Origin of the sequence: Ideonella livida, assembly GCF_010499455.1 — a bacterium.
Taxonomy (GTDB): Bacteria; Pseudomonadota; Gammaproteobacteria; order Burkholderiales; family Burkholderiaceae_C; genus Ideonella; species Ideonella livida.
In genome coordinates this window covers 109,280-134,361 of sequence record NZ_JAAGOH010000005.1, presented here as the reverse complement: position 1 = coordinate 134,361, position 25,082 = coordinate 109,280, and the positions used below count along the sequence as shown (strand labels likewise).

Below are 25,082 nucleotides of genomic sequence, written 5' to 3'. Positions count from 1 at the left end.
TCATGTGGTCGCGGCGATGAAGCCGCTTTCCAGGTCGGGGCCACCCAGTTGAGCGCTGACCGCCGCCGGGCTGCCGTCGGCCAGCAGGCGGCCACGGTGCAACACCAGCACCCGGTCGGCGGCTTCGGCCTCTTCCACGAGGTGGGTGGCCCACAGCACAGTGCTGCCGCGCGTCTGCACATCGGCGCGCACAGCGGCGAGCAGGTCGCGCCGGCTGCGCGGGTCCAGGCCCACCGTGGGCTCGTCCATCAGCAGCACGGCGGGGTGGTGGAGCAGGGCACGCACCAGCTCCACCTTGCGGCGGTTGCCGCCGGAGAGCTCGCGCACCGTGCGGTCCAGGTCGGGCGCGGTGCCCAGCGCGGCGCAGCCCTGGGCCATGCGCTCTGCAGCCAAGGCACGTGGCAGGCCGTGCAGATCGGCATGGAACTGCAGGTTGCGCCTCACGGTCAGGTCCAGGTCCAGCGACATCTGCTGGAAGACCACGCCGATGTGGGCCAGTGCACGCACCGCGTGCCGCCGCAGGCAGTGGCCTGCCACCTCCACCTCGCCTGCGTCGGCCACAAACAGACCGGTCAACACCTGGAACAAGGTGGACTTGCCCGCGCCGTTGGGGCCCAGCAGGGCCACACACTGGCCGGCCGGCAGGCCGAGTGTCAGACCATCAAGCGCGGTGCGGGCGCCGTAGCGCTTGACCAGGCCTTGCAACTGCAACGCGGGCGTGGCTGGGGAAGCGTTCACAGGGTGATCACCATGCCGTCATAGGCCGGCTCAAAACCGGCGGGACGGGCCGGGGTCTCCGGCCCGATGCCACCTTGCAGCAGCACCTTGCGGTGTGCCCGCCAGGGCACACCCTCCGGATCATCGGGCCAGGTGGTGCGGTCGTCCACCATCACGCAGTCGGCGCCGCGTAGCCAGTCCAGCTCGGTCGGTCCCAGGCTCTGTCCGCCCTGTGCCAGAAACAGCCGCTGCCCTGTGCGCAGGTCACGCACGGCCAGGGCGATGGACAGGCCGGTGGAGGTGGGCGTGCCGGGCTCCAGCGGGTAGGGCAGGGGCAGGGCGTCGGTGGCGAAGGCGGTGAACTCCAGCGCCGGCAGGGTCTCCACCCGGAAGCTGGCCGACCACGCTTCGCCTGCCACCGGGATCACATGCCAGTGCACGCCGCAGTAGCGCTGCAGCACCTGCAGCACGGGCATGCGTTGGCTCAGCACCTCAAACACCGCGGGCGTGCAGTACAGGCTGATGGGTGCGCCGTCGCGCAGGCTCAGCAGGCCGGTTACATGGTCGATCTGCGCGTCGGTCAGGATGATGCTGCGGACCTCGGCATCCCCCAGGCCGGCGTGTTCTGAGAGCCCGGGGTCTTCCAGCAGCTGCTGCGCCACGGCCGGTGAGACGTTGAGCAGAGACCACTGCTCCCCGGCATCCGACAGGGCGATGGCGCCCAGCTGTCCGGTGGGTGCGGGGTCTCGGGTGGGGGGGCGACGGTGGCGGACAGGGGCCTGGGCCGTCTGGGCATCATGCGGCTGGCTGCCACGCAGCACCACCAGTTTCATGGGGTCCTCCAGACCAGGACGCCAAGGTGGCGGGCATGGCCGATGCGGGCGCGACAGAATACGCCGGCAAGGGGCCGGTGGAGGGGACGATGCGAACGGATCAAAGGCATGTAGAGGGTGGAGGCCCGACGGCACCGGGCGGAGCCGGCACGCCCGGCGTGTCAATCTGGGGTGCCGTTCTGCAAAAGACATGCCGTGCCGTGCAGGCGTTGCGAACGCTCGTCCACCCGCTTGGGGCTGGGGTGAACCCCGGGTCTGGTGCCCGGCGGCGAGCCGGGTGTGTCACCGTGCCGGCTTGGTGCTCCAAACTGTCACAGGGTTTGTCGGTAGCGGCTGGCAGGCCCGGGCGCTGGTGGCCGCTGGCCGCCGCCTTGGGCCTTTGGTGCGGACTGGCTGCGGCCGGTGCTCCCGCTTGTCCGGGGCCGTCGCTGGCGCTGCAGGTGGTGGCGCCCGGGGTGATGTGGCTGCCGGGGTTGCCGGGTGAGCCCGATGCAGGCAACCATGGACGTACCCGCAACCAGTGGCTGGTGCGCCAGGGGCGCCAGGTCTGGCTGGTGGGGGCCGGGCCCAGCCCGGCGCAGGCCCGGGCGCTGGACTGCCAGCTGCAGACCCGTTGGGGCTGGACGGTGACCGATGTCTGGGTACCCTGGCCACAGGCTGAACAGGCCCTGGGCCTGCAAGGCTGGCAGCGGCGCTGGCGTGGCACGCCCGCGGCCCGGCTCTGGGCCCACGCCGAGGTCCGGGAGCGCATGGCGCGCCAGTGTCCGCATTGCGAGGCCACCTTGCGCCAGCGCCTGGGGCCGGCACAGGCCGACCTGGGGGAAGCCCCCATCGTGCTGCCTGAGGTGGCGGTGGTGGGGGAGTCCGGCCGCTGGGGGCCTTGGCGTTGGCGCCGGTTCTACCGGGCCGAGGGCCTGCCGGTGGTGGCCCTGCACCTGTGGGGCACGGGGCTGGTGGCGGCGCCCGGCCTGCTCTGGCATGACGGCGGCCCGCCGGACCTCCGCGATGCTCAGCTGCAGACCTGGCAAGCCTCGGTGCAGGCCCTCCTGGCCTGGCGCCAGGAAGCGGACCGTGACGGAACGCGTGTGGCCCCGGTCGCCCGCTGGCTGCCGGAGCAGGGCCCCTGGGCGGATGATGCGCTGCTGGCGCTGCACCTGCACTACGGCCGGTGGCTGGGCGAGGCGGTGCGGGCCCAACAGGCCGCAGGCCGGCTGGAGACGGATGAGCCGCCAGCGCCGCCGCCTCCGCTGGTGGCATGGGGGGGCCACCGCCGCGCGGGCCTTAACTGGCAGCGGGTCTGGCAGGCGCTGGAGCCGGAGTCGTTCTCCTCCGGTGCCAGCCGGCCGTGACCTGCTCCCGCAGGGGCGGGTTCAGTCCGTGCCGCCCTGCTGCCAGCGCAGCTTGCGGTAGATGGTGTTGCGGCTGATGCCCAGGCGCTTGGACGCCTCGGAGATGTTGCCGCCCGCCGCCTCGACCGCCCGGCGGATGGCTTCGATCTCCATGTCCTGCAGGGAGCGTCCAGTGTCCATCGGTGCTTCGCGTGGGCCTTGGCTGCCGGCGGGTGTGCCGAAGCCACCGGGAAGGCCGTAGCCGGTGGGGGCCGACGGCGCGAAGGGGTGTACGAAGGGCGACCCCGACCCGGTGCCGAAGGCGCCCGGGTGGCCGCCTGGCTGTGCGGCGTGGGGCAGTCCGCCCACCGGCCCGACGCCCATGGGAGCGCCCATCCCCAGGGAGGCCTGGCCGCCCTGGGCCTGCTGCAGGTGGACTTCCATCGGTGCAGGGGCGGCCCCGGCGTGCGGCGCGGCCGCCGCCTCACCATGCGAGCGTGCGGCCTGCAGCGCGTCCTCGATGAAGTCGTCGGACAGGTGGTCCCGGGTGATGACCGACTCCCCGGCCGCCATCACCGCGGCCGTGCGCAGCACGTTGAAGAGCTGACGCACATTGCCCGGCCAGTGGTAATGCTGGAACAGCTTGACCACCTCGGAGGACAGGCTCAGGCGGCGGTCGGTGGTCTGGCGGTCCAGGATGCGTTGCACCAGCACCATCAGGTCGGTGCGCTCGCGCAGCGACGGGATACGCACGGCCAGCCCATTGAGGCGGTAGTAGAGGTCCTCCCGGAAGGACTTGGCCTCGATCATCTCGCGCAGGTTGCGGTGGGTGGCGCAGATGATGGCCACATCGACCGACACCGACTTGTTGCTGCCCAGGGGGGTGACCTGCCGCTCCTGCAGCACCCGAAGCAGATGGGCTTGGAGGGGAAGCGGCATGTCCCCGATCTCATCCAGGAACAGCGTGCCGCCATTGGCCTGGACGATCTTGCCCGGCGCGCCCTTGCGGCGGGCGCCGGTGAACGCACCCTCTTCATAGCCGAACAGCTCGGCTTCGATCAGCGTGTCGGGGATGGAGGCGCAGTTCACCGCCACGAAGGGCTGACGGGAACGGTCCGAATCCTGGTGGATGGCGCGGGCCAGCAGTTCTTTGCCGGTGCCGGTCTCACCCAGCACCAAGATGGGAATGTCGCGGTTGAGCACCCGCCGGATTTTCTGGATGACGGTGTCCACCTGGGCGTCGCCCGTCTGCAGCTGCTTGAGCCCGGCGCGCACCGCCGGCATGGCACCGTGGCGGGCGTCGGCGCCCCCTTCTGTCTCTGCCGAGGGGCCTGCACCGGAGGCCGTGCGCACGGTGGCCTCCTCCACCTGGCCCGAGCCCGACTCGGTGCCGCGCCCGGGGGCATCCGGGCTGGACCACACGGGGGAATTGAACCGGCCCTGGATGTGGAACTGGCGGCCGTCCGACAGCTGCACCGGCATTGGCACCGCCAGCGGCGAGCGGAAGCGGTCGACCACCGTGCCCATGGCCACGCCGAACAGCGAGGGCAGGGCGTGCATGCGCAAGGCGGCACCGCTCATGCCCAGCTGTTCCAGGGCGCCACGGTTGGCGCCGACGATCTTGCCGTCGGGGGCCACCGCCAGGATCCCTTCCATCAGCGTGCCGATGAACTCGACCCGGCTGTGGAAGTGCAGGCGCATGACGTTGCGGTAGTCGTCGCTCAACCAGTGGTTCTCGATCATCCGCGCCGACATCTTCACCAGCGCCATCGTGTGCTGGTGGTAGCTGCGCTGGTCGCCGGATACATCCAGCACACCCAGGATGTTGCCGCGCGGGTCGAGGATGGGGGCCGCCGAGCACGTCAGGAAGTGGTTGGCGTGCATGAAGTGCTCGTCGGCATGGACCAGCGTGGGCACTTCGTCCACGAGGGCCGTGCCCACCGCATTGGTGCCCTTGGCCGCCTCCGACCAGTTGGCCCCCGGCGAGAGGGCCACCTTGTTGGCACGCGAGAGGAAGTCGTCGTCGCCAATGGAGTGCAGGATGGTGCCGGTGGCGTCGGTCAGCACCACCATGCTCTCGCTGTTGACGATCTGCTCGTAGAGCATCTCCATCACCGGCGCAGCGTGCGAGTACAGCCGCTGGTTGCGGTCCCGGGCCACGGTGAGGTCGCTGCGGCCCAGCGGCGAGAAGTCGGGCCGTTCGATCCGGGAAAGTCCCAGAGCCTGGCAACGCTCATGCGACTGGTTGATGACCATGGCATGGGTCGAGTCGCCCTGATTGGGCCAGGCGGCCGGGCGCGGCGCCGTCTCGGCAAGGCGACGATTCCGGGACCCGCCGGGCGACGACGGAAAGAACGCGGACATGGGCGAGTCTCCTAACTGTTGTGTGCCACCGGTATCGGCCCCCGGCGGCTGTCATCAATCCACATTGCTCAGAAATCGAACAGCGCGCACAGTAAGCCTGTCACTTCGGCGGGTCAAGCTGGCCATGGTCGCGCCAATCGGCAGCACCTGACCTGGGATTCACCCCGATGCCGACCCCCGTGTCACCGGCCGATAGAGGCTGTTTCTGGTTGTGGCACACCCCTTGCAGTTTTGGTGCCTGATCGCGCCAGGGCCCCCGACCTCGCGGCACCCTCTCCCCGCACCGGCAGGCCATGTCAGCCTGTCGCTGCCGGGACCACCTTTCCTACCGACCGATCGATTTCCGGAGACAAGCATGACCCGACCGTCCACCCTGACCGCCCGCCGACTGACCGCCGGCCTGGGGGCCCTGCTACTGGCTTGGGGCAGCCACTGCCTGGCCCATGGTGATGTGACCCCGCAGGCCGTGGACACCCACGAGCTGCCCCAGCTGGGTGAACAGTGGCGCACCGAGAACCCCTACCGCGGCAACGAGATTGCCGTGCGCATTGGCACTTCGGCGTACAACCAGAACTGCGCGCGATGCCACGGCCTGGAAGCCATCTCCGGCGGCATCGCGCCCGACCTGCGCAAGCTCGACAACGAGTGCGCGACCCAGGCCAATCCCCGCAAGAAGGCCCAGTGCGTGGCGGAAGTGGATGAATACATGAGCACCACCGTCCGTCGCGGCCGCACCCGCAATGGCGCCGTGTACATGCCCCCGTTCGAGGGCATCCTCAACCAGGAAGCCATCTGGGCCATCAAGTCCTATCTGGAATCCCGCCGCGAGAAGCCGCTGTGAAACCCCAAGACGTCCGCACACGCCGCCACTGGCTGGGTCAGGCTGCCGCACTGACCTTGTCCGGCCTGTCCTTGCCCCTGTGGGCCCAAGGGCAGCCCTCCACCCTGGAGCGTCTGCGTGAGCGCGGACGCATCACCTTCGGGCTCTACAACGACCTGCCACCCTTCCATGTGGCCGGCAAAGGCATCGAGGTGGAACTTGCCGAGGCGCTGGCGGCCAGCCTGGGGCTTAAGGCGTCGTTCCTGCCGTTCAATGCGGACGAGAACATGAACGACGACCTGCGCAACATGGTCTGGCGCGGGCACTATCTGGGTTTCGGTCCAGCGGATGTGCTGCTGCATGTGCCGGTGGACAAGCCGCTGATGGACGCCAACCCCCGCGTCAAGATCTTCGCGCCGTACTACCGGGAGCGGGTGGCCATGGCACGGGACCTGTCACGCGTGCCACGCATGGACGATCTTTCGGCGCTCAAGGGCTTGCCCATCGCCGTGCCGGGCCAGTCGCTGGCCGGGTGGTTGTTGATCGGTGCGGACGGTGGCGCCTACCGCTCGCAGTTGCTGACCAAATGGAGCGACGGCACCCAGGCGGCTGGCGCCCTGATGCGTGGCGAGGTGGCGGCCGCGGCCGGACACCTCTCCGAGCTGGAAAGCACCCTGGGTGGCGATCCTCGGTTTGCCATCGAGCCCCTGCCTGTCACGCGCATGCGTGACGGCTGGGCTGTGGGCTGCGCCGTCAAGGCCGATGCCACGGACTTGGCCCAAGCGGTGCAGTCGGCCATGAACGGCCTGTCCCAGGACGGTCGGCTGGCGGCCCTCTTCCAGCGGGCCAAGGTGAGCTGGCGTCCGGTCTGAACCTGGACCCGTCCGGCCTATCGGGCTGGTGAGGTGCGAGCACGCGGCGCCCTGCGGGGCGCCGCGCCGCATCAGTCGTAGGGCTTGAAAGCGATCAGCAGGGTGGGCGGAATGCGGCCGTCGGTGTCCCGCGGCAGCATGCCGGTCCGGTCGATGGCACGCAGCACGGCATCATCCCAATCGCCGTTGCCACTGCTCTTGACGAGCCGGCGGCCAAGGATGGTGCCGTCCGGGGCGGCCCGCACCTCGACCTCGGCCACCGGATTGCCCGGCACCTGCTCCGTGAGCACGATGTTGGGCTTGATGCGCGCCTTGATTCGCCCGGCGTACGCGGCGGAGGGGGCGGCATCTCGCAGATCCCGACCGCTGCTCTGGGGCCCGCCAGTGGCGCCCGGCACGCCGCCCAGTTGGGCCTGCATGCGCTGGATTTGCTCCTGCCGGAGCTTCTCCGCGCGGGCGGATTCCTCTCGCGCGGCCTTTTCCTTGGCTGCCTTGTCCCGCGTGGCGTCTTCTCGGGCCTGGCGCTCCTTGTCCGACTTTTCCTTGGCCGCCTTCTCGCGGGCGGCCTGTTCCTTGGCGGCCTTCTCCTTGGCCGCCTTTTCCTTGAGGGCTTTTTGCTGGGCGAGCTCCTCGGCCCTTTCCCGCTCCGCCTGCAGCTTCTCCTGGCGTTCCTTCTCGCGACGGGCTTGTAGCCGCTCCTCTTCCTTGCGGGCCTGCCGTTCAGCCTCCCGCCGCTTCTCCAGGGCGATCTCGGCCTCGCGGTCGGCCACCGGGGGCGGTGGTGCGGGCGCGCGCACCGGCTCCGGGGTTGGGGCCGGCGGCGGCGGAAGGGGGGCAGGTTCCGGTTCCTGCGTTGGCTCAGGGGTTGGCGGCGGCTCGGGGGCCGGCGGGGCCGCCACCTGCGGTACCGCGGCCCAGAGCTCAGCCGCCACGGGCTGTGGCTCTTCGGAGCGCCATTGCACGCTCCAGGTCAGGGCACCCACCAGGCCCAGGTGGATCAGCAGGGCCAGGGACACCCCCAAGCCATGGCTGTCGGCGCTGGGCGGCCGCAGCAGGTCAGCCTGTCGGGCAGACATCATCGTGGTCGGGACGGGTTGGGGCCGCGGCGTCATCCGCCCTGCTTGAGGGCCAGGCCCACACGCTGGACCCCCTCGGCGTTGAGCTTCTTCATGACCTGCACCACGGCGTCGTACTTCACGTTCTTGTCGCCGAACAGGATGACCGGCACCTCGGCATTGCCGCCCTGCAGACGTTTGACGGTCGACACCAGCGTCTTGTCGGTCACGACCGTGGGCTCCTCCGCATCCTTGCGTACGCTCAGCGAGCCTTCGGCGCTGATTTCAATCTTCACCACGGCCGTGGGCATCTGCTTGGCCTTGCCGACCGTGGGCAGGTCCACCACCCCGGTGGTGATGAGCGGCGCACTCACCATGAAGATGATCAGCAGCACCAGCATCACGTCGATGAAGGGCACCATGTTGATCTCGCCCATCGAGCGGCGGCGCCGCCCGCCGCCACGGGACATCACGCTGGCCATGGTCGGCGCCTCTCAGTGGGAGGCGGCCGGGGAGGCCGACAGGTTGCGCTGCAGGATGTTGGAGAACTCCTCCATGAAGCTCTCCAGTTGGATGGCGATGCGGTCCACCTCCCGGGCGAAGCGGTTGTAGCCGATCACGGCGGGAATGGCAGAGAACAGGCCGATCGCCGTGGCCACCAGGGCTTCGGCGATGCCGGGGGCCACCGTGGCCAGGGTGACCTGCTGCAGGTTGGACAGGCCCACAAAGGCGTGCATGATCCCCCAGACCGTGCCGAACAAGCCGACATACGGGCTGACCGAACCCACCGAAGCCAGAAAGCCGATGTTGCCTTCCAGCGTGTCGAGTTCCCGCTGCAGCGAGGCACGCATGGCCCGCCGCGCACCGTCGAGTTGCGTGGGGCCGTCCAGTCGGCGCTCGCGCAGCTTCATGAACTCCCGCATGCCGCTGGCAAAGACCCGCTCCATGGGGCCCGCGTCGGCCTTGCTGCTGGCGGCCCGGTAGAGCTCACTGAGGTTCTTGCCTGACCAGAATTCCTGCTCGAAGCCCTCGTTATGGTTCTTCACCCGGCGCAGGCCGACCAGCTTGGCGAAGATGACGCTCCAACTGGCCAGGCTGATCAGCAACAGCCCGGCGATGACCAACTGCACGACCAGGCTGGCCTGCAGCACGAGATTGATGATGGACAGATCCTGGTGGTTCATACACAGGCAAAGGAGGAAAGCGGTTGAAGCACCGCGTCGGGCATGCGCCGCGGGCGGAAGGTGAGACGGTCCACACAGGCCACATGGACCTGACCCTCGCAGAGCAGCTCGGTTCCGCGCCAGGCCTGTTGATGGACCTCGAAGCCGGCACGTCCGCAGCGTTGCAGCTGGACGGTCAGGCGCAGCAGATCATCCAGCCTGGCGGGCCGCCGGTAGTCCACCGCGGTGCGGCTCACGACAAAGATCGCTCCGGTCTGCTCGGCCAGCGCCTGCTGGCCCAGTCCCAGGGCGCGCAGCCACTCGGTGCGCGCGCGCTCGAAAAAACGGAGGTAGTTGGCGTAGAAGACGATGCCGCCGGCGTCGGTGTCTTCCCAGTACACGCGGGCTGGCCACTCGAAGTGGGCAGGGGGCAGCGCCGCATCGGGGCAGGGCGTGGAACTCGGTTCGTCGTGCATCGGCAAGGGGCCGGGCTCAAGGCGCCGGCGCGCCATGTTAGCGGAGCGCTCCGCCCCGGGCGCCAGACACCGCCGCAGCCTCAGCGCAGCGACTCGGCATAGACCGGACCCCAGAGGGGGTGGCCTGCTTCAGCCTTGGTGAGGGCGAAGGCCGGATCGGCCAGGCGGGCCTGCCGGAAGGCCTTCTCGCAGTCGACTCGCCGCCCCGTCGAGCAGTAGATGAAGGCCAACGTCTTGTAGGCCGTGGACCGGTCCTTGGCACTCACCAACTGCAGACGCAAGGCATCACCCAGGTGGCGCTCGGCTTCGGTGTACTGCCCATCGTCATAGGCGCGGATGCCGTTGAGCAGGTTGCGTTCAGCCGGGCGGTTCATCACTTCGGTGAGGCCGCTGCTGCCGGGATCAGGACCGCCCAGCAGCGGCAAGCCGCCGCTGCAGGCCGACAAGGCCCAGGCGCTGGCCAGCAGGAGCGAGGCCAGCGTGGGGCGGAGGAGGGCAGAGGGCGGGTGAGGACGGGTCATGCGCAAGGAACGGAGAGCTTAAAAGGCGTTGGCCGGCCAGGCGCGGCCGCGGGCGCCGGGCGTCAGTTGCCAAACTTGTGCTTGACCACCACCGTCTTGTCGCCCTCCACCTCCACCAGTCGGGTTACGGGAGGGAAATCGGCGTTGCGGATGGTGATGGTGTGCTGCCCCACCGTCAAGTTGAGCTTGGAAAGCGGCGGGGCGGTGCCCACCGGACTGCCGTCGATCTCCACCTGCCCCCAGGGCGTGATGGCGAGTTGCACCGTGCCATGGCTCGGTGCAGGCGCCACCGCCACCGTGGGGGGGGGCACGGCCTGGATGGCCGGCGGCTCGCGGGATTCGCGGCCGGCCATGGGCGTGGCACCGGTCCGCGGAGCGGGCGCTGGGCGTACAGCGGTGGGGGTGGGTGTCGCCGCGGGGGGCGGCGTCGTGACGGCCGCTGGTGCGGGCGTCGCAACGGGGGCAGGGTCTGCGCTGGTGGCGGATGCTGCCGATGCTGGCAGTGAGGGCGCAGCCACCGGGGCCACGGGTGCCACGACTGGCGCTGCCGCCGGCGCTGCGGTGAGGACTGGGGCCGAGGGCTGGCTGCGCTGCCAGCTCTGCCAGCCAGCGGCCGCGGCGATGGCGGTCAGCACCACGGCCGTGAGGGTCAACACCTTGCGGCGCTGTTCTTCCGGCGTACGGCTGAGGGCGCGGGCCTCCGAGGACATCAGCCACTCGCGCAAGTCGTTGGCGAGGTGCCGGGCGGAGGGATAGCGGTCGTCCGGCGCACGAGACATGGCCTTGGCCGCAATGGTCGACAACCCGGAGGGCACCTGCGGATTGAGCTTGCGGGCCTGCGGCACCGGGGCATGCAGCACCGCATTCAGAATGTCGTCCAGTGAGTCCCCGGTGTAGGGCACCTTGGTGGTCAACAGTTCGAAGAGGACCACCCCCAGCGAATAGACATCGGCGCGGCGGTCAATGCTCTCACCTCGGATCTGCTCAGGCGCCAGGTAGTAGGGCGACCCGGCCGTGGGCCCGCCAGGGGCCGTGCCGTCCCGGTGGGCCAGGCGCGCAATGCCGAAGTCCAGCACCTTGGGTGACTTGCGGTCCACCATGAAGATGTTGGCCGGCTTGACGTCGCAGTGCACCACGCCCTTGCCGTGGGCATAGGCCAGCGCGTCCGCCACCCGCCGCACCAACTGGGCGATCTCGATGGCCGTCGGCCGCCAGCCCTGCTGCAGCAATTTGCGCAGGTCCACGCCCCGCAGCGGCTCCATGGCGATGTACACGCCTTGGTCGGACAGGCCGGCGTCAAAGACGGTGACGATGTGCTGGTGCGACAGCCGCGCCGAGGCACGTGCCTCGTTGAGCAGCAGTTCCTCGGCGCTGTGCTGGGCTTCGGCGTCACCCGCCACCCGAAGGGTCTTGACTGCCACGGAGCGCGACAGCAGAGGGTCCCAGGCGTTGTAGACGGTACCCAGCCCACCTTGTCCGAGCACGGAGCGCAGCACGAACCGCCCGATCTGTCCGATCGCGGGTGATTTGGAGGCAGTCTCCTGGGCGGTGTGCTCCGCGGCGATCGCGGCCAGCGTCACGCCCGGATCGAAGGCGCTCCGGGGCACATCCTCGATGACGGTGGCTTCAAAGCCTGCGTTCTGTTCTGGCGTGGCGATGCCCGCGTTCTTCCGAAACGGGTTCCAGCGCATGGCCGCAAGCATACGCAAACTGCGGGAATTTCTCACGCCTCGCATCCCCGGTGTCCCCAAGTTTTTTTCTTGTTTTCAAGGCGCCAGCAACTGGGCCATGCGTGAGAGGGCCTGCTGGAGATTGTCCAGGCTGCTGGCAAAGGACAGGCGGAAAAACCGGTCGGAGTATGCGCGGCTGAAATCTCGGCCTGGCGTGAGGGCGACTTGGGCTTCGTGGAGCATGCGTTCACAGAACGTCCAGCTGTCTTGCCCGTGGCCGCTGCAGTCGGCCCACGCGTAGAAGGCCCCATCCGGCGGTACCGGTACAGGCAGGCCCATAGAGGCCAAGGCCGGCAGGACGAGGTCGCGGCGTTGGCGGAAGGCCTGCCTGCGTGCCTCAAACTGGGCGATCGCGCTGTCTTGGAAGCAGGCCAGTGCAGCGTGCTGTGCGATGGTGGAGGCGCAGATGAACAGGTTCTGCTGCAGTTTCTCCACGGCTGGCACCAAGGACTCTGGCACCACCATCCAGCCCAGGCGCCAGCCGGTCATGCAGAAATATTTGGAGAAACTGTTGATGGAGATCACATCCTCCCCAAACTGCAGGGCGGACTGGCCATATTCGTCGTCGTAGGACAGGCCAAGATAAATTTCATCCACCAGCGTCACCCCGCCTCGGGCCCGGACGCATTCCACGATGTCCCGCAACGTGGCACTGGCAACCGAGGTGCCGGTGGGATTGGACGGGGAGGCCAGCAGCACGCCGGCGGTGGCCGCCTGCCAGTGGTCCCGGACCTGTTGCGCGCTCAGCTGGAACCGGTCTTGCGCCTGCGTGGGCACGGCCATGGCCTGAGCGCCTGCCGCGGCCACGAAGTGACGGTTGCACGGATAGGTCGGATCCGGCATCAGCACCTGGTCGCCACTCTCAAAGAGCGCCAGACAGGCCAGCTGCAGTGCTGCCGACGCACCGGCCGTGACCACGATGCGCCGGGCAGGCACCTGCAGACCAAATCGGCTTGCGTACCAGGCTGACAGGGCCTGGCGCAGGGCGGGCAGCCCCAAGGCGTCGGTGTATTGGGTCCGCCCCTCGGCAATGGCGGCCTGCGCGGCGGCTTGAACTTCGCCCACCGCCGTGAAATCGGGTTCACCGATGTTCAGGTGGATCATGCGCCGGCCACCCAGCGCCGGGTCGCAGGCCGGGCTGGCGGCCAGCAGGGCGGCTGACTTGGCGAACTCCATCACGTAGAAGGGTTCGATCTGGTTCAGGCGCCGAGCGAGTTTCATGGGTACTGCAGGGGTGACGCAGCTGCTTGGGCTGCGAGGGGGCGGTTGCCGGCAAAGGCACCGCCGTGGGTGATCAACCCCGGGCCGGGGGCCGGGCCGCTTGAACTTCGTGGGGTCGGAGCTCGGCCGCCGTGCGGTCCAGCACGCCGTTGACGTAGCGGTGGCCATCGGTGCCGCCAAAAGACTTGGCCAGTTCCACCGCCTCGTTGATGGCGACCTTGTAAGGCACGTCCAGGCAGTGGCGCAGCTCGTAGGCGCCGATCAGCAGGATGGCGTGCTCCACCGGCGAGAGTTCCTGGGTGGGACGGTCCACCTGCCGGGCCAGCACCGCGTCCAGGGCGGCTGCTTCCTCAATGCATCCGCAGAGCAGGGCATCGAGATGCGCCCGGTCACAGCGCTCGAAACCCTCTTGCTCGGCCATGTGGGCCAGGATGGTGCCGGAATCGCTGCCGGTCAGCAGCCATTCGTAGAGGCCCTGGAGGGCAACTTCACGCGCCAGGCGACGGGAAGACTTGGGCGCACCGCGACGCGACACGGGCTTGGGGGCCTGAGGCGCGTTCATGGCAGGGACTCCAGCAGGTTGGCCATCTCCACCGCCACCCGGGCGGCGTCCCGGCCCTTCTCTTCCGTGCGTGCCCAGGCCTGGGCTTCGTTTTCCACGGTGAGGATGGCGTTGGCGATGGGCAGTTGGTAGTCCAGGGACACCCGTGTGACGCCTGCACCGCTCTCGTTGGCCACCAGTTCGAAGTGGTAGGTCTCGCCGCGGATGATGCAACCCAACGCGATGAGCGCATCGTAGTCTTCGCTATCGGCCAGGGCACGCAGTGCCACCGGCACCTCCAGTGCCCCAGGCACGCTCAGCTGGGTGATGTGGTTGGCGTGTACGCCCAGGGCGGCGAGTTCCTTCAGGCAGGCCTGAGCCAGCGCCTCTGTGATGGCGTCATTGAACCGGGCCCGGACGATGCCGATGGCCAGGCCTTCGCCCTCCAGGCTGCCAGCCTGGCCCTTGTCTGCACCTTGCATGGTGTGTGGTCTCCGCTTGGTGTCAGGAGGCGGCGACGAAACCCGTCACCTCAAGGCCGTAGCCCGTCATACTGGGCATGCGGCGGGGGCTGCCGAGCAGCCGCATGCGGCGCACCCCCAGCCCGCGCAGGATCTGGGCGCCCACGCCGTAGGTGCGCAGGTCCACGCTGGGCCGCGGTGCGGCTTGTCCGGTCGGCGGCAGCAATTGGTTGAGCAGGTCGTCGCCTGTCTCGGTGCCACAGTTCAGCAGAACCGCCACGCCGCGGTCTGCGGCCTGGAGTGCGGCCAGGGCCTTGGGCAGCGGCCAGGAATGGCCGTTGGAGCCGCTGCCGTCGAGCAGGTCGAGCACGGAGAAGGGTTCGTGCACGCGGACCAGCACCTCGTCGTCGGGCTGCCACTGGCCGCGCGTCAGGGCCAGGTGCACACGTTGCGAGCGGTCTCGGAACACATGGCAGTCGAATGCGCCCTGGGGGGTCACCAAGGTGCGCTGACCGGTACGGGTAACCAGGCTCTCGTTGCGGCTGCGGTACGTGATCAGGTCGGCGATGGTGCCGATCTTGAGCCCGTGCTCCTGCGCGAAGACCTCCAGATCGGGCAGGCGGGCCATGCTGCCGTCGTCGTTCATGATTTCGCAGATCACCGAAGCTGGCGTCAGGCCTGCCATGGCGGCGAGGTCGCAGCCCGCCTCGGTGTGGCCTGCACGCATGAGAACCCCCCCGTCTTGCGCCTGCAGAGGAAAGATGTGGCCCGGTTGCACCAGGTCGGTGGGTTTGGCGTTCGGGGCCACGGCCGCCTGCACGGTGCGGGAGCGGTCTGCCGCCGAAATGCCGGTGGTCACGCCTTCAGCCGCTTCGATGCTGACCGTGAAGGCGGTGCCGTGGGGGGTGCCGTTGCGGGTCGCCATGGGCGGCAGCTGCAGGCGTTCGCAGCGTTCGCGGGTCATGGTCAGGCAAATCAGGCCACGGCCGAACTTGGCCATGAAGTTGATCGCTTCGGGCGTGACATGGTCGGCGGCGAGGACGAGATCGCCTTCGTTCTCGCGGTCCTCTTCGTCGACCAGGATCACCATGCGACCGGCGGCGAGCTCGGCCACCAGTTCAGTAACGGGGGAGATGGGCATCCCGCGATTGTAGGCGGCGCCCTGCGGCCTGCGCGGGCGGGGGGATGGCACGTCGCCAAGCCCAGGCGTTGACGGCCTCCGTATGATGCCAGCCCATGTTGATGCATCCCCAATTCAACCCCATCGCGTTGGACCTGACCGGATGGGGGCTGCCGATCCAGGTGCACTGGTATGGCTTGACCTACCTGGTGGCCTTCGTCCTTTTTCTTTGGCTGGCAGGGCGCCGGGTGGCCCTGCCCTGGTTTGCGCAGACGGGCTGGATCCGCCGCGACGTGGAAGACATGCTGTTTTTCGGCGTCTTGGGGGTAGTCCTGGGAGGGCGCCTGGGCTATGTGCTTTTCTACAAAGCCGACTATTACTTGGCACACCCCTTGGAGGTGCTGTCGGTGTGGAAGGGAGGCATGTCATTCCATGGCGGCATGTTGGGGGTGATCTTCGCCCTGGCCCTGTATGCGCGGCTGCGTCAGCGGCCGTTCTGGCAGGTGATGGACCTGGTGGCGCCGTGCGTGCCGACCGGGCTGGCCAGCGGGCGCATTGGCAACTTCATCAACGGTGAACTCTGGGGGCGTGTGGCCGATCCCGCCTTGCCGTGGGCCATGGTGTTTCCCCAGTCGGGCTCCGACCTGGTGCGCCACCCCTCCCAGCTCTACCAGTTTGCCTTGGAGGGATTGCTGCTGTTTGCCGTGCTGTGGCTCTTCGGACGCCGGCAGCGGCCATGGGGTCAGGTCTCGGCGCTGTTCCTGATGGGCTATGGGCTGTTGCGCTTTGTGGCGGAGTTTTTCCGCGAGCCCGATGCCTTCCTGGGCTTGCTCAGCCTGGGCATGAGCATGGGCCAGTGGTTGTGTCTGCCCATGCTTGTGGGTGGTGCCCTGCTGTGGCGCTGGTCTAGCCGCCATGGCGTGAAGGAGGCCTGAGCCATGCGTCAGATTTTTCTGGACACGGAAACCACCGGCCTATCACCTGAGCAGGGGGATCGGGTGGTGGAGATCGGCTGCGTGGAGATGGAGGCCCGGCAGTTGACCGGCCGCACCTTGCACCTCTACCTCAACCCGGAGCGCAAGAGCAGCGAGGAGGCGGTGCGCGTGCACGGCTTGACCGACGAGTTCCTGGCAGGGCAGCGGCGGTTTGCCGAGGTGGCCCAGGAGTTCCTGGAGTTCGTGCGAGGCGCCGAACTCATCATCCACAACGCCGCGTTCGACGTGGGATTCCTGAACGCGGAGCTGACACGGCTGCGGCAGCCGCCACTGTCGACGCAGGTGGGGGCCATCACCGACAGCCTGCTGATGGCGCGTGAGCTCTATCCGGGCAAGGCCAACTCGTTGGATGCGCTGTGCCGCCGGCTGGAGGTCGACAACTCCAACCGGACGTTCCACGGTGCGCTGCTGGATGCGGGCTTGCTGGCGGAGGTCTACATCCGCATGACCCGGGGACAGAAGTCCCTGGTGATGGAGGAGGAGGGGGAGAGCCAGGTGCCGGCTGCAGGCCTGCTGGACACGGCAGAGGTGGACCTGAGCGGTTTTGTGCTGCCGGTGCTTGAGCCCGACGATCTGGAGCGGGAGGCCCATGTGGCCGCCCTGAAAGATCTTGATAAAAATGGTGGGGTACTTGCCGGTTGGCCGATTATCTCGGCATAATCACAGGCTTTCCTGCTGATGCAGATGTTGCTGAAAAGCAGTCGCATCAGCTGAGGCGGGCGGTTAGCTCAGCGGTAGAGCACTGCCTTCACACGGCAGGGGTCGCAGGTTCGAACCCTGCACCGCCCACCACACTGGAAACTTCACACCGGCCGTCACCGGAACTTGCAGAACCCGCTTCAGCGGAAAAAGCAACAACGGGCGGTTAGCTCAGCGGTAGAGCACTGCCTTCACACGGCAGGGGTCGCAGGTTCGAACCCTGCACCGCCCACCACCGCCGGTGCCCCCGCAGTTTTTACTGCACGTTCAACGCCCTGTCCCTTCGGTCAGGGCGTTTTCGTTTTGGCCGCGTCCATTGCGCATGTTACCTTGCACCCACATGCATGGCCGTGGCGCCTTCGGCGATCAGGCGGCCCTGCGCCGTTTGCCATGGAGCCGGACATGACCGTACGCCAAGTGTTGAAGATGGGGCATCCGCTGCTGTTGCAGACGGCCGCGCCGGTGGTCCGGTGGGACGATCCTGATCTGGAGGCCTTGGTGGTGGATCTTTGGGACACGCTGGCGGTCACGGGCGGTGTGGGTCTGGCAGCGCCGCAGATTGGGGTGTCATTGCAGGTGGTGGTGTTTGGCTTTGATCGCAGCGCCCGCTATCCCGATGCGCCGCCGGTGCCTCGTACGGTGTTGGTCAACCCTGAGATCCTGCCCCTGGCCGATTCGTCTGGCCCTCCTCAGGAGGAGTCGGGCTGGGAAGGCTGCCTGTCGGTGCCGGGCCTTCGGGGCTGGGTACCGCGGTGGCGGCGCATTCTCTATCGCGGCCGTGACGCCAGCGGTCGGTGGCTGGAGCGAGAGGCCGAAGGCTTTCATGCCCGGCTGGTGCAGCATGAATGTGACCACCTGATCGGTCGCCTCTATCCCACACGGATGGCCGACCTGACCCGGTTAGGCTTTGTCTCGGAGTTGTTTCCTGACTTGGAGGACACGGCGGCAGTTGCAGCCCGCTGAGTCGGGTGGCTCGCACGGTGCGCTGCGGTGGGTTTGACCCTGTCCACCGGTAGCAGGCCTGCCGCGTTGCAGTCGGGTCTGCAAGGAGTCTGGGATGGTTGCTGCGCAATCGAGGGGACGTGCGGGAGGACCGCGTCCTGCCCGTGTGTCGAAGCTGGCGTTGGGGCTGCTGCGGTGGTGGAGGTTGGCGTTGCTGCTGGGTCTGCTGCTGCCGGCCGTAAGGGCCGGTGCCCAGGGTACCGACTGGCCAACGGTGGTGCTGCGCCTGTCGTGGGTTGCCGGTCAGGTGGTCTGGCAGGCGGGCAGTGAGCCAGAGCAACCGGCCCAGACCAACCAGCCGCTGGTCGAAGGCGACCGGCTTCGGTTGGGCGCCGGGGCACAGGCGGAGGTGCAATGGGGCGCCGGCACGTTGCGCGCCGTCGGTCCGGCCACCTTACATCTGGAGCGTGCGGATGAACGCCGGGTGGATCTGTCGCTGGGCCAGGGTCGTGTGGTGTGGCGGCCGGCGCCAGGCTCGAGTGTTTGGCATGTGCGCACGCCTGAAGGCGACTGGCAGGGGCTCACCCCGGGCGTGTTGGTGGTGGAGCGCGAGGGGCAGGGCAGCCGGGTGCAGGCCCGTGGAGGGTCCTGGCAGGTCCATCACGTGCTTGGGCAGGAAGTGCTGGTGGATGGACAGGTGTGGCAGGCGCGCTGGCTGGGCGTGGGCCTGCAGACTTCCCGCAGCACCCAGGTCGCCGGTACGAGTTTGACCCCCTGGCAGCAAGAATTGCTGCGCGCCGAGGACGAACCGGCGGTGCAGCCCGCCGTGGTGGGGCTCTCCGTAGGCCTGACCGGTGCTGGCGACCTGCACCGCCACGGCACCTGGGACCAGCATCCCGAGTGGGGGGCGGTGTGGCGGCCGCATGCTGTGCCTCCGGGGTGGCAGCCATTTCAGCAAGGGCGCTGGTGGTGGCGTGAGCCCTGGGGCTGGGTCTGGCTCGATGATGCGCCCTGGGGCTTTGCGCCGTTCCACCATGGAAGTTGGATGATGTGGCGGGGAGCTTGGTGGTGGGTGCCTGATCCGCACCCCCATCCGCAGTGGGCACCGGCCATCGTCGACTGGCAGGGCCTGCCCGGCGCGCGGCCGCCTGCCGGCCGTGGACCCGGGCATCCTGGTGTGGGCTGGGTGGTCCGTCAGCCGGATCGCCGGATCCCTCCGCGGCCGGAGCCGGGGCGGTTCATCCAGCGGGTGGACGCTGTCGTGGGCGTGCCTTCTTCGTCCTGGTCGTCAGGGGCCGTAACCGCCCCGGTGGCAGAGGGCCGTGGCAGTGTCTCGGCGCCGGGCGTGAACGAGCGGGCGCCCACCATGCGTGCGCTACCGGTCCGGGAGCGTCCGGCACCGAATACCGTTGAGGCTTCTGAGCGTGCCGGCACCGAGGCGCCGGCCTGGGCGCCCCCTCCCGCGTCCCGACCTACGCCGGCCCGACCGGTGATCGTCGATTCACCGGGGCGCCGTGCCGCCGACGTGGCGCGCCCGCCAGAGCCCGTGCCGAATGCCCGTGCCCCCATCCGGCCGGATCGCCGTCCTCAAGATCGGCAGCCTCGGCGCGAGGCTGAATGAGGCTGGCGCCCGGTGGGTACAGCCGCGCTGTGGCGGTCTTCAGCGCAGCAGTCGATCGAGCGCGGGCCACACGTTGTCCAGCATGCGGGTTTGGGCTTGTGCGGTCGGGTGAATGCCATCGGCCTGGAAAAGTTCGCGTGCCTGCGGTACGTCGGCCACGCCTGCCAGCAGGAACGGCACCAGGGGCACCTTTTCGGCCTTGGCCACCTCACCGAAGAGCTGGGTGAAGGATTCGCCATAGCGGGCGCCGTAGTTGGGCGGGACCGCGATGCCCACCAACAGCACCTCGGCACCGGCCTCGCGGCAAAGGGAGACCATGCGCCGCAGGTTCTGGCGGGTGGTGTCCAGGGGCAGGCCCCGCAGGGCGTCGTTGCCGCCCAGCTCGATGACCACATGGCTGGGCCGGTGCCGCCGCAGGAGGGTGGGCAACCGGCTGAGTCCGCCCGCCGTGGTGTCTCCGCTGATGCTGGCGTTGACCACCTCCACCGATGGGCCGGCGCGCTTGGCCAGGCGGTTCTGCAGCAGCGCCACCCAACCCGCACCTCGCGGCAGGCCATATTCAGCAGAGAGGCTGTCGCCGACCACCACCACCCGGGAGCTGCCGGGGGCGTTCCGGGCGTGGGTCAGCGGTGCGGCCAGCAGCAGGCTACAGTAAGTGATCCACCCGCGCCGGCTCCAGGCCGAATGGGCGACATCCTTCAGACGATCTTGCATGAGTGAACCCATCATTGCCGTGGACGGCGTGTCCAAGCAGGTGTCGGACGCCACGGGTGCGCTGACGATTCTCCATGACATTCATTTCGCCCTGCAGCGTGGGGAGACGGCGGCGATCGTCGGCGCCTCGGGTTCGGGCAAGAGTACCCTGTTGGGCATCGTGGCGGGTTTGGACGTGCCCTCGGCGGGTAAGGTCCGCCTGGGTGGGCGGGATCTTTTCTCGCTGGACGAGGATGCCAGGGCGGCGTGGCGAGCCCAGCAGCTGGGTTTCGTGTTTCAGAGTTTCCAATTGCTGGGCAACCGCACGGCACTGGAGAACGTGATGTTGCCGCTGGAGCTGGCGGGCCGGCGGGATGCGCGCGCCGCGGCGCGCGAGATGCTCGAACGCGTGGGCTTGGGTGCCCGTCTCGGGCACTATCCGCGACTGCTGTCGGGGGGAGAGCAGCAGCGGGTCGGGCTGGCTCGTGCCTTTGTCATGCGTCCGGCCGTGCTGCTGGCCGACGAGCCGACCGGCAGTCTGGACCACGCCACAGGCCTCAAGGTGATGGACCTGATGTTCGAGCTCAACCAGGAGGTGGGGACCACCCTGCTCATGGTCACGCATGACCTGGGAATTGCCGCGCGCTGTGGCCGGCAACTCCACATCGACGCTGGTCGCCTGCGTGAGTTGAGCGCGGCAACGACCTGATCCGGTGGCGGGCGGCGCCGCCTGCTTCCGGTCAGCATCCCAGAAATGCGAAACCCCGGCAGGGCCGGGGCGTCAATGGCAATCCTGGGCCGCTTGCGCGGCCCGGCGGCTCACTCCTCGTTGGAGAACTTGTAGCCGTTGAGCTTGGCGCCCTTACGCAGGCCGTCTTGGTAGTTTTGCAGCTTCTGCTGGGCCAGGCGTTGCATCAGTTGCGGCTTGACCTCATCGAAGGAGGGGAAGCTGGCCTCACGGGTTTCCTCGAGGCGGATGATGTGCCAGCCGAACTGGGTCTTGACGGGGGTCGCGGTCAGCTCACCCTTCTTCAGGGCGGCCATGGCTTGGCCGAACTCCGGCACGTAGGCGTCGGGCTTGGCGAAGTCCAGGTCGCCGCCGTTTTCGCCGGATCCCGGATCCTTGGAGTGCTTCTTGGCGAGCTCTTCGAAGTTGGCGCCGCCCTGGATCTGGGCGATCAGCTTCTTGGCCTCTTCCTCGCTCTCCACCAGGATGTGGCGGGCGCGGTACTCGGTGCCCGACACGGTGGCCTTGACCTTGTCGTATTCGGCGCGCGCCTCGGCCTCGGTGGCGGGGTTCTTCTTCTGGTACTGGGCAAAGAGCTCGCGGATCAGCACGGTCTGGCGCAGCAGCTCAAGCTGGGCCTTGTACTCGGCGGTGGCACCCACGCCACGGCGCTCGGCTTCCTGGGCGAAGATTTCGCGCAGCACCACCTCGTCACGGGCTCGTGCTTCCATTTCGGGGGTCACGGGCTGGCCTGAGCGGCTGGCTTGTTGCAGCAGCGTCTCCAGACGGGTCTTGGGCACCGCCTTGCCGTTGACGATGGCCACGTTCTGCGCCTGGACGGCCAGCGGCAGGATCAGGGCCGCAGCGGCGACCAGGGCGGTTCTCTTCAGGTTCATGCGTGTCGCCTTTCGGGTGACTCGGGGTCTGTCGTGGAAGGGGAGGATCGCAGGGTCGCCGGCTTGGGCGCCAACAAGGGGCGCGGGCGATTGCGGTGCAGAGAGGATGAGATCGGTGGACGCGCTCGCAGAGGTGTCGGAACCCGAGCCTGCAGGCTGCGCACCGGCCGGCTTGTCGGCTCAGGGTTCCCCAGGCGATCGAGCCTGGATGGCCAGCGCGTGGATGCCCTGGGGCATCAAACTGCGAAGGGCATCATACACAAGGCGATGACGGGCCACCCGGCTCAGGCCGGAGAAGCGCTGGCAGGTGATCTCCACCCGCAGGTGGCTGCCTTCGCGTGCACCGGCGTGTCCGGCGTGGTCGGCGCTGTCGTCATGCACCACCAGGGACAGCGGGGCCAGCGCGGCCTGCAGGGCTGCGTGCACAGCCTGGGCGCTCACGTGAGGGCGGCTCATTGCGGTCCTTCCTCGGTGCTGCGCGGCGCCTCTGGTGTTTCGGGTGGCAACACGCGGTGGATGTAGACCCCCAGGCCCACCATGAACACGGCCATCAGGCCGGTGATGCCGAAGACTTTGAAGTTGACCCAGGTGGCGGTGTCCACGCTGTAGGCCACGGCAATGTTCAGCACCGCGATGACCGCAAAGAACAGTACCCAGGCGGCGTTGATGCGCCGCCAGGCGGCCGCCGGCAGTGGCAGTTGATCGCCCAGCAGGGTGCGGATCAGGTTGCGGCGGAAGAAACGCTCACTCACCGCCAGCACCACTGAGAAGGCGAGGTACAGGCCCGTCGGCTTCCATTTGATGAAGGTCTCGTCGTGCAGCCAGATGGTCAGCCCCCCCAGCCCGACCACCATGACCAGGCTGATCCACAGCATGAGGTCCACTTTGCGGCCACGCAGCTTGAGGATCAGCACCTGGGCCAGGGTGGCCACGATCACCACAAGGGTAGAGAGCAGCACCGGCGCTTCGTCGGGGCCGACGACCCCCCCGGAGACCAGGGCGCCGAAGTGTTCGGAAGCGAAGCCTGCGGCCCAGTCCTTGTGGGATTCGGCGTATTTGAAGGTGCCGAAGAAGAGGATGAGCGGCAGGAAGTCGAGCAGCAGTTTCATGGTGCGTCCGGAGTGGGCGCGAAGTTTATCGCTGCGGAATTGATGCAGTAGCGCTCACCACTGGGCGCAGGTCCGTCATCGAAGACGTGGCCCAGGTGGGAGCCGCAGTGGGCGCAGCGCACCTCCACCCGCACCATGCCGTGTGAGCGGTCCACCAGGCGCTCGACATGGTTCCCGGCTGCCTCGGCCCAAAAGCTCGGCCAGCCGCAGCCGGCGTCGAATTTGGTGTCGGACTCGAACAGGGCTGTGCCGCAGCCGATGCAGTGGTAGCGGCCCTGGTCCCAATGGTCCCAGTAGCGGCCGGTGAAGGGCCGCTCGGTGGCGGCCTGGCGGGCTATCGCATACTGGACCGGATCCAGTTCGGCACGCCACTGGGCTTCGGGCTTGCGGATGGGATAGCGGGGATCGTCGTGGTCGTGGGCCATGGCTGCACCTGGCGAATGGAAGAGTCGGGAGGAATCAGGAGGAATCAGGAGGAGCAGGACACGCAGAGCTGGCCGGCCCAGTCCGGCGGGAAGCCCGCAAGCGCCTCGTGTTCCGGTTGTTCTTCAAAGGGGCGGCGCAACACCTGGTGCAGTCGCTGCAGGAAACCGAAGTCTCCGACCTCGGCATCCCGGATGGCCAGCTCCGCGAGGTGGTTGCGCAATACATATTTGGGGTTGCAGGCCCGCATGGCGGCCAGCCGTTGCGGCCCCGGCAGGCCTTCGCGCGCCACGCGGTCTGCCAGACGTTGTGCCCAGGCGTGAAGCCCCTGCGGCGCGACGAATAGGTCGCGCAGTGGCGTCAGGGTGGACGGCTCGGCAGGGTCGTAGGCGCTCAGGCGGCGGTGCGCAATGGTGAAGTCCACGCGCTCGGCGGCCAACAGCGCCAGCCAGTCGCTGACCAGCGTGGCGTCCTCCTCCTCGGCTTGGCGCAGGCCAAGCTTGGCGCGCCACAGGGCCTGGGTGCGGGCCTGGAAATGGGGCGCGAAGCGGCCGAGCACTTCCTGCAGCGCCAGGATGTCTGTCTCCTCCCCCTGGCCGCTGCCCACCAGGGGCAGCAGGGCTTGCGCCAGCGCGTGCAGGTTCCACCACACAATGTTGGGCTGGGCGGCATAGGCGTAGCGGCCGCGTTCGTCGCTGTGGTTGCAGATGTGCTGCGGGTCGTAGCCGTCCAGGAATCCGAAGGGGCCGTAGTCCAGCGTCAACCCCAGCAACGACATGTTGTCGGTGTTGAGCACCCCATGGCAGAAGCCGACGGCCTGCCATTGCGCCACCAAGTCGGCGCTCAGCCGGGTGACTTCCTCGAGCACCGCCAGGGCCGGGTCGGGCCGTGCCCTGCAGCCGGGCATCAGGTGCTGGAGCACGAAGTCCAGCAGCGTCCGCAGGTCGTCGTGCTGACCGTGGTGGCAGAAGTGTTCGAAGTGGCCAAAGCGCAAGAAGCTGGGCGCCACCCGGGTGAGCACCGCGGCGGTCTCCACCCGTTCCCGGCGAACCGGCAGCGCAGAGCCGGTGAGGCACAGGGCCCGGGTGGTCGGGATGCCCAGGTGGTGCATGGCCTCGGAGGCGAGGAACTCGCGCAGGGAAGAGCGTAGGACCGCGCGTCCATCGCCCATGCGGGAGTAGGGCGTTCGCCCGGCGCCCTTGAGCTGCAATTCCAGCGGCCCCTCGGGGCCCTGCAGCTCGCCCAGCCACAGGGCCCGGCCATCGCCCAGCTGTCCGGCCCAGTGGCCGAACTGGTGGCCGCTGTACACAGTGGCCAGGGGATCCATGCCTGGCCAGCGGGTCTGTCCGCTGAAGACGGCCAGGGCGCTGGCCTGTTCCGCCGGTGCAGCCGCCTGCCACCAGTCGGTGGGCCATCCCAGCAGTGCGGCGCAATCGTCGCTGGTGATCACCCAATGCGGGTCCGGCAGCCCCTGGGCCTGCAGGCGGGTGTGGAACCTGGCGGGCAGCTGGGCGAATCGGTTGATCCAGTGCGCGCCGGGCGATGTGGCGTGGCCGGCGGGAGTCGAGGGGGCGGACATGCGTCGCAGTGTAGGCAGCCGCTTGTCGCCGAGGTGACGCAGGGGCATTGGGGCTGTCCCCCGGGTGACCTGGCGGGGGCGCTGCCTAAGATGGAATCACCGCGTCCGCCGGTGGGCAGGTGGCGCTGCGGCCATGTGGCGCGCCAGCGACCGCACCGGTGCGAACTTGGGTGATG

General features: G+C 68.5%; 27 protein-coding genes and 2 tRNA genes. 10 read left to right on the top strand and 19 right to left on the bottom strand.

What is annotated here, in order from left to right; genetic code table 11:
• Nucleotides 1-738, bottom strand: coding sequence for a lanthanide ABC transporter ATP-binding protein PedB/LutE (pedB, locus tag G3A44_RS06220; protein ID WP_310734331.1), 738 nt, complete (start codon nt 736-738; stop codon nt 1-3).
• Nucleotides 735-1,550, bottom strand: a complete 816-nt coding sequence (locus tag G3A44_RS06215; protein WP_163456639.1) for an MBL fold metallo-hydrolase — start codon at nt 1,548-1,550, stop codon at nt 735-737. The genes pedB and G3A44_RS06215 overlap by 4 nt, the downstream gene beginning before the upstream one ends.
• Before the next feature lie 371 nt (nt 1,551-1,921).
• Here G3A44_RS06215 and G3A44_RS06210 point away from each other — a divergent pair, with 371 nt between their 5' ends.
• Nucleotides 1,922-2,899, top strand: coding sequence for a hypothetical protein (locus tag G3A44_RS06210; RefSeq protein WP_163456638.1), 978 nt, complete (start codon nt 1,922-1,924; stop codon nt 2,897-2,899).
• 21 nt (nt 2,900-2,920) lie between these two features.
• Here the strand turns inward: G3A44_RS06210 and G3A44_RS06205 are convergent, their stop codons facing one another.
• On the bottom strand, nt 2,921-5,242 hold the full coding sequence (locus G3A44_RS06205) for a sigma-54-dependent Fis family transcriptional regulator (protein WP_163456637.1): 2,322 nt from the start codon (nt 5,240-5,242) through the stop codon (nt 2,921-2,923).
• Nucleotides 5,243-5,597: 355 nt separating this feature from the next.
• Between G3A44_RS06205 and pedF the strand changes: the two genes are divergently transcribed.
• Both pedF and G3A44_RS06195 read left to right on the top strand, forming a co-directional pair.
• Nucleotides 5,598-6,083, top strand: a complete 486-nt coding sequence (gene pedF, locus G3A44_RS06200) for a cytochrome c-550 PedF (RefSeq protein ID WP_163456636.1) — start codon at nt 5,598-5,600, stop codon at nt 6,081-6,083.
• On the top strand, nt 6,080-6,934 hold the full coding sequence (locus G3A44_RS06195) for a substrate-binding periplasmic protein (RefSeq protein WP_163456635.1): 855 nt from the start codon (nt 6,080-6,082) through the stop codon (nt 6,932-6,934). The genes pedF and G3A44_RS06195 overlap by 4 nt, the downstream gene beginning before the upstream one ends.
• 71 nt (nt 6,935-7,005) lie before the next feature.
• On the opposite strand, the gene tolA is transcribed toward G3A44_RS06195, so the two are convergent.
• The 10 genes from tolA to ribBA all read right to left on the bottom strand — a co-directional run bounded on the left by tolA (nt 7,006) and on the right by ribBA (nt 15,243).
• A complete protein-coding gene (gene tolA / locus G3A44_RS06190; protein ID WP_203561311.1) occupies nt 7,006-8,010 on the bottom strand; it encodes a cell envelope integrity protein TolA in 1,005 nt (334 codons plus the stop codon).
• A 32-nt stretch (nt 8,011-8,042) separates the two neighbouring features.
• Complete coding sequence (locus G3A44_RS06185; protein WP_163456633.1) at nt 8,043-8,471, bottom strand: biopolymer transporter ExbD; 429 nt, start codon at nt 8,469-8,471, stop codon at nt 8,043-8,045.
• A gap of 12 nt (nt 8,472-8,483) precedes the next feature.
• On the bottom strand, nt 8,484-9,173 hold the full coding sequence (gene tolQ, locus G3A44_RS06180) for a protein TolQ (protein WP_163456632.1): 690 nt from the start codon (nt 9,171-9,173) through the stop codon (nt 8,484-8,486).
• Nucleotides 9,170-9,628: a tol-pal system-associated acyl-CoA thioesterase gene (ybgC, locus tag G3A44_RS06175; RefSeq protein WP_163456631.1), complete on the bottom strand. Its 459-nt coding sequence runs from the start codon at nt 9,626-9,628 to the stop codon at nt 9,170-9,172. The genes tolQ and ybgC overlap by 4 nt, the downstream gene beginning before the upstream one ends.
• Before the next feature lie 80 nt (nt 9,629-9,708).
• Nucleotides 9,709-10,149, bottom strand: a complete 441-nt coding sequence (locus G3A44_RS06170; RefSeq protein WP_203561310.1) for a TssQ family T6SS-associated lipoprotein — start codon at nt 10,147-10,149, stop codon at nt 9,709-9,711.
• A 62-nt stretch (nt 10,150-10,211) separates the two neighbouring features.
• On the bottom strand, nt 10,212-11,840 hold the full coding sequence (locus G3A44_RS06165) for a serine/threonine-protein kinase (protein ID WP_163456630.1): 1,629 nt from the start codon (nt 11,838-11,840) through the stop codon (nt 10,212-10,214).
• Nucleotides 11,841-11,915: 75 nt separating this feature from the next.
• Complete coding sequence (locus G3A44_RS06160; RefSeq protein WP_163456629.1) at nt 11,916-13,100, bottom strand: pyridoxal phosphate-dependent aminotransferase; 1,185 nt, start codon at nt 13,098-13,100, stop codon at nt 11,916-11,918.
• A gap of 73 nt (nt 13,101-13,173) precedes the next feature.
• On the bottom strand, nt 13,174-13,662 hold the full coding sequence (nusB, locus tag G3A44_RS06155; RefSeq protein ID WP_163456628.1) for a transcription antitermination factor NusB: 489 nt from the start codon (nt 13,660-13,662) through the stop codon (nt 13,174-13,176).
• Entirely contained in the window at nt 13,659-14,123 is a 465-nt protein-coding gene (gene ribH, locus G3A44_RS06150; RefSeq protein ID WP_163456627.1) for a 6,7-dimethyl-8-ribityllumazine synthase, read from the bottom strand. Before ribH ends, nusB begins: the two co-directional genes overlap by 4 nt.
• A gap of 22 nt (nt 14,124-14,145) precedes the next feature.
• A complete protein-coding gene (gene ribBA / locus G3A44_RS06145; protein WP_163456626.1) occupies nt 14,146-15,243 on the bottom strand; it encodes a bifunctional 3,4-dihydroxy-2-butanone-4-phosphate synthase/GTP cyclohydrolase II in 1,098 nt (365 codons plus the stop codon).
• 95 nt (nt 15,244-15,338) lie between these two features.
• On the opposite strand from ribBA, the gene lgt reads away from it, so the two are divergent.
• The 6 genes from lgt (at nt 15,339) to G3A44_RS06115 (ending at nt 19,479) form a co-directional block, all read left to right on the top strand.
• Nucleotides 15,339-16,157: a prolipoprotein diacylglyceryl transferase gene (gene lgt / locus G3A44_RS06140; RefSeq protein WP_163456625.1), complete on the top strand. Its 819-nt coding sequence runs from the start codon at nt 15,339-15,341 to the stop codon at nt 16,155-16,157.
• A gap of 3 nt (nt 16,158-16,160) precedes the next feature.
• Nucleotides 16,161-16,877, top strand: coding sequence for a DNA polymerase III subunit epsilon (gene dnaQ / locus G3A44_RS06135; RefSeq protein ID WP_163456624.1), 717 nt, complete (start codon nt 16,161-16,163; stop codon nt 16,875-16,877).
• A 57-nt stretch (nt 16,878-16,934) separates the two neighbouring features.
• Nucleotides 16,935-17,009 (top strand) — tRNA-Val (locus tag G3A44_RS06130).
• Nucleotides 17,010-17,076: 67 nt separating this feature from the next.
• Nucleotides 17,077-17,151, top strand: a tRNA-Val gene (locus tag G3A44_RS06125).
• Nucleotides 17,152-17,318: 167 nt separating this feature from the next.
• On the top strand, nt 17,319-17,879 hold the full coding sequence (locus G3A44_RS06120) for a peptide deformylase (RefSeq protein WP_163456623.1): 561 nt from the start codon (nt 17,319-17,321) through the stop codon (nt 17,877-17,879).
• A 145-nt stretch (nt 17,880-18,024) separates the two neighbouring features.
• Nucleotides 18,025-19,479, top strand: coding sequence for a DUF6600 domain-containing protein (locus G3A44_RS06115; RefSeq protein ID WP_163456622.1), 1,455 nt, complete (start codon nt 18,025-18,027; stop codon nt 19,477-19,479).
• Between the two features lie 39 nt (nt 19,480-19,518).
• Here G3A44_RS06115 and G3A44_RS06110 read toward each other — a convergent pair whose 3' ends face one another.
• Nucleotides 19,519-20,193, bottom strand: coding sequence for an arylesterase (locus G3A44_RS06110; RefSeq protein ID WP_163456621.1), 675 nt, complete (start codon nt 20,191-20,193; stop codon nt 19,519-19,521).
• On the opposite strand from G3A44_RS06110, the gene G3A44_RS06105 reads away from it, so the two are divergent.
• A complete protein-coding gene (locus G3A44_RS06105; protein ID WP_163456620.1) occupies nt 20,192-20,881 on the top strand; it encodes an ABC transporter ATP-binding protein in 690 nt (229 codons plus the stop codon). The two genes, G3A44_RS06110 and G3A44_RS06105, sit on opposite strands and share 2 nt — an antisense overlap.
• Nucleotides 20,882-20,991: 110 nt before the next feature.
• Here the strand turns inward: G3A44_RS06105 and G3A44_RS06100 are convergent, their stop codons facing one another.
• The 5 genes from G3A44_RS06100 to G3A44_RS06080 form a co-directional block, all read right to left on the bottom strand.
• Nucleotides 20,992-21,795: a peptidylprolyl isomerase gene (locus G3A44_RS06100; protein ID WP_375138633.1), complete on the bottom strand. Its 804-nt coding sequence runs from the start codon at nt 21,793-21,795 to the stop codon at nt 20,992-20,994.
• Nucleotides 21,796-21,975: 180 nt separating this feature from the next.
• Nucleotides 21,976-22,251: a BolA family protein gene (locus G3A44_RS06095; protein WP_163456619.1), complete on the bottom strand. Its 276-nt coding sequence runs from the start codon at nt 22,249-22,251 to the stop codon at nt 21,976-21,978.
• Nucleotides 22,248-22,904: a septation protein A gene (locus G3A44_RS06090; RefSeq protein ID WP_163456618.1), complete on the bottom strand. Its 657-nt coding sequence runs from the start codon at nt 22,902-22,904 to the stop codon at nt 22,248-22,250. The genes G3A44_RS06095 and G3A44_RS06090 overlap by 4 nt, the downstream gene beginning before the upstream one ends.
• Nucleotides 22,901-23,329 carry a peptide-methionine (R)-S-oxide reductase MsrB gene (msrB, locus tag G3A44_RS06085; RefSeq protein WP_163456617.1) on the bottom strand — a complete coding sequence of 143 codons (429 nt, stop codon included), beginning with the start codon at nt 23,327-23,329 and terminating at the stop codon, nt 22,901-22,903. The genes G3A44_RS06090 and msrB overlap by 4 nt, the downstream gene beginning before the upstream one ends.
• Nucleotides 23,330-23,373: 44 nt before the next feature.
• Nucleotides 23,374-24,906, bottom strand: coding sequence for a protein adenylyltransferase SelO (locus G3A44_RS06080; RefSeq protein WP_163456616.1), 1,533 nt, complete (start codon nt 24,904-24,906; stop codon nt 23,374-23,376).
• Nucleotides 24,907-25,082 lie beyond the last annotated feature (176 nt).

Bases quoted from the DNA above. Each gene is read 5' to 3' on its own strand.
- G3A44_RS06215 (WP_163456639.1), bottom strand. From the start codon at position 1,550: ATGAAACTGGTGGTGCTGCGTGGCAGCCAGCCGCATGATGCCCAGACG.
- G3A44_RS06205 (WP_163456637.1), bottom strand. From the start codon at position 5,242: ATGTCCGCGTTCTTTCCGTCGTCGCCCGGCGGGTCCCGGAATCGTCGC.
- pedF (WP_163456636.1), top strand. From the start codon at position 5,598: ATGACCCGACCGTCCACCCTGACCGCCCGCCGACTGACCGCCGGCCTG.
- tolA (WP_203561311.1), bottom strand. From the start codon at position 8,010: ATGTCTGCCCGACAGGCTGACCTGCTGCGGCCGCCCAGCGCCGACAGC.
- G3A44_RS06185 (WP_163456633.1), bottom strand. From the start codon at position 8,471: ATGGCCAGCGTGATGTCCCGTGGCGGCGGGCGGCGCCGCCGCTCGATG.
- tolQ (WP_163456632.1), bottom strand. From the start codon at position 9,173: ATGAACCACCAGGATCTGTCCATCATCAATCTCGTGCTGCAGGCCAGC.
- ybgC (WP_163456631.1), bottom strand. From the start codon at position 9,628: ATGCACGACGAACCGAGTTCCACGCCCTGCCCCGATGCGGCGCTGCCC.
- G3A44_RS06170 (WP_203561310.1), bottom strand. From the start codon at position 10,149: ATGACCCGTCCTCACCCGCCCTCTGCCCTCCTCCGCCCCACGCTGGCC.
- G3A44_RS06165 (WP_163456630.1), bottom strand. From the start codon at position 11,840: ATGCGCTGGAACCCGTTTCGGAAGAACGCGGGCATCGCCACGCCAGAA.
- G3A44_RS06160 (WP_163456629.1), bottom strand. From the start codon at position 13,100: ATGAAACTCGCTCGGCGCCTGAACCAGATCGAACCCTTCTACGTGATG.
- nusB (WP_163456628.1), bottom strand. From the start codon at position 13,662: ATGAACGCGCCTCAGGCCCCCAAGCCCGTGTCGCGTCGCGGTGCGCCC.
- ribH (WP_163456627.1), bottom strand. From the start codon at position 14,123: ATGCAAGGTGCAGACAAGGGCCAGGCTGGCAGCCTGGAGGGCGAAGGC.
- ribBA (WP_163456626.1), bottom strand. From the start codon at position 15,243: ATGCCCATCTCCCCCGTTACTGAACTGGTGGCCGAGCTCGCCGCCGGT.
- lgt (WP_163456625.1), top strand. From the start codon at position 15,339: ATGTTGATGCATCCCCAATTCAACCCCATCGCGTTGGACCTGACCGGA.
- dnaQ (WP_163456624.1), top strand. From the start codon at position 16,161: ATGCGTCAGATTTTTCTGGACACGGAAACCACCGGCCTATCACCTGAG.
- G3A44_RS06120 (WP_163456623.1), top strand. From the start codon at position 17,319: ATGACCGTACGCCAAGTGTTGAAGATGGGGCATCCGCTGCTGTTGCAG.
- G3A44_RS06105 (WP_163456620.1), top strand. From the start codon at position 20,192: ATGAGTGAACCCATCATTGCCGTGGACGGCGTGTCCAAGCAGGTGTCG.
- G3A44_RS06110 (WP_163456621.1), bottom strand. From the start codon at position 20,193: ATGCAAGATCGTCTGAAGGATGTCGCCCATTCGGCCTGGAGCCGGCGC.
- G3A44_RS06100 (WP_375138633.1), bottom strand. From the start codon at position 21,795: ATGAACCTGAAGAGAACCGCCCTGGTCGCCGCTGCGGCCCTGATCCTG.
- G3A44_RS06095 (WP_163456619.1), bottom strand. From the start codon at position 22,251: ATGAGCCGCCCTCACGTGAGCGCCCAGGCTGTGCACGCAGCCCTGCAG.
- G3A44_RS06090 (WP_163456618.1), bottom strand. From the start codon at position 22,904: ATGAAACTGCTGCTCGACTTCCTGCCGCTCATCCTCTTCTTCGGCACC.
- msrB (WP_163456617.1), bottom strand. From the start codon at position 23,329: ATGGCCCACGACCACGACGATCCCCGCTATCCCATCCGCAAGCCCGAA.
- G3A44_RS06080 (WP_163456616.1), bottom strand. From the start codon at position 24,906: ATGTCCGCCCCCTCGACTCCCGCCGGCCACGCCACATCGCCCGGCGCG.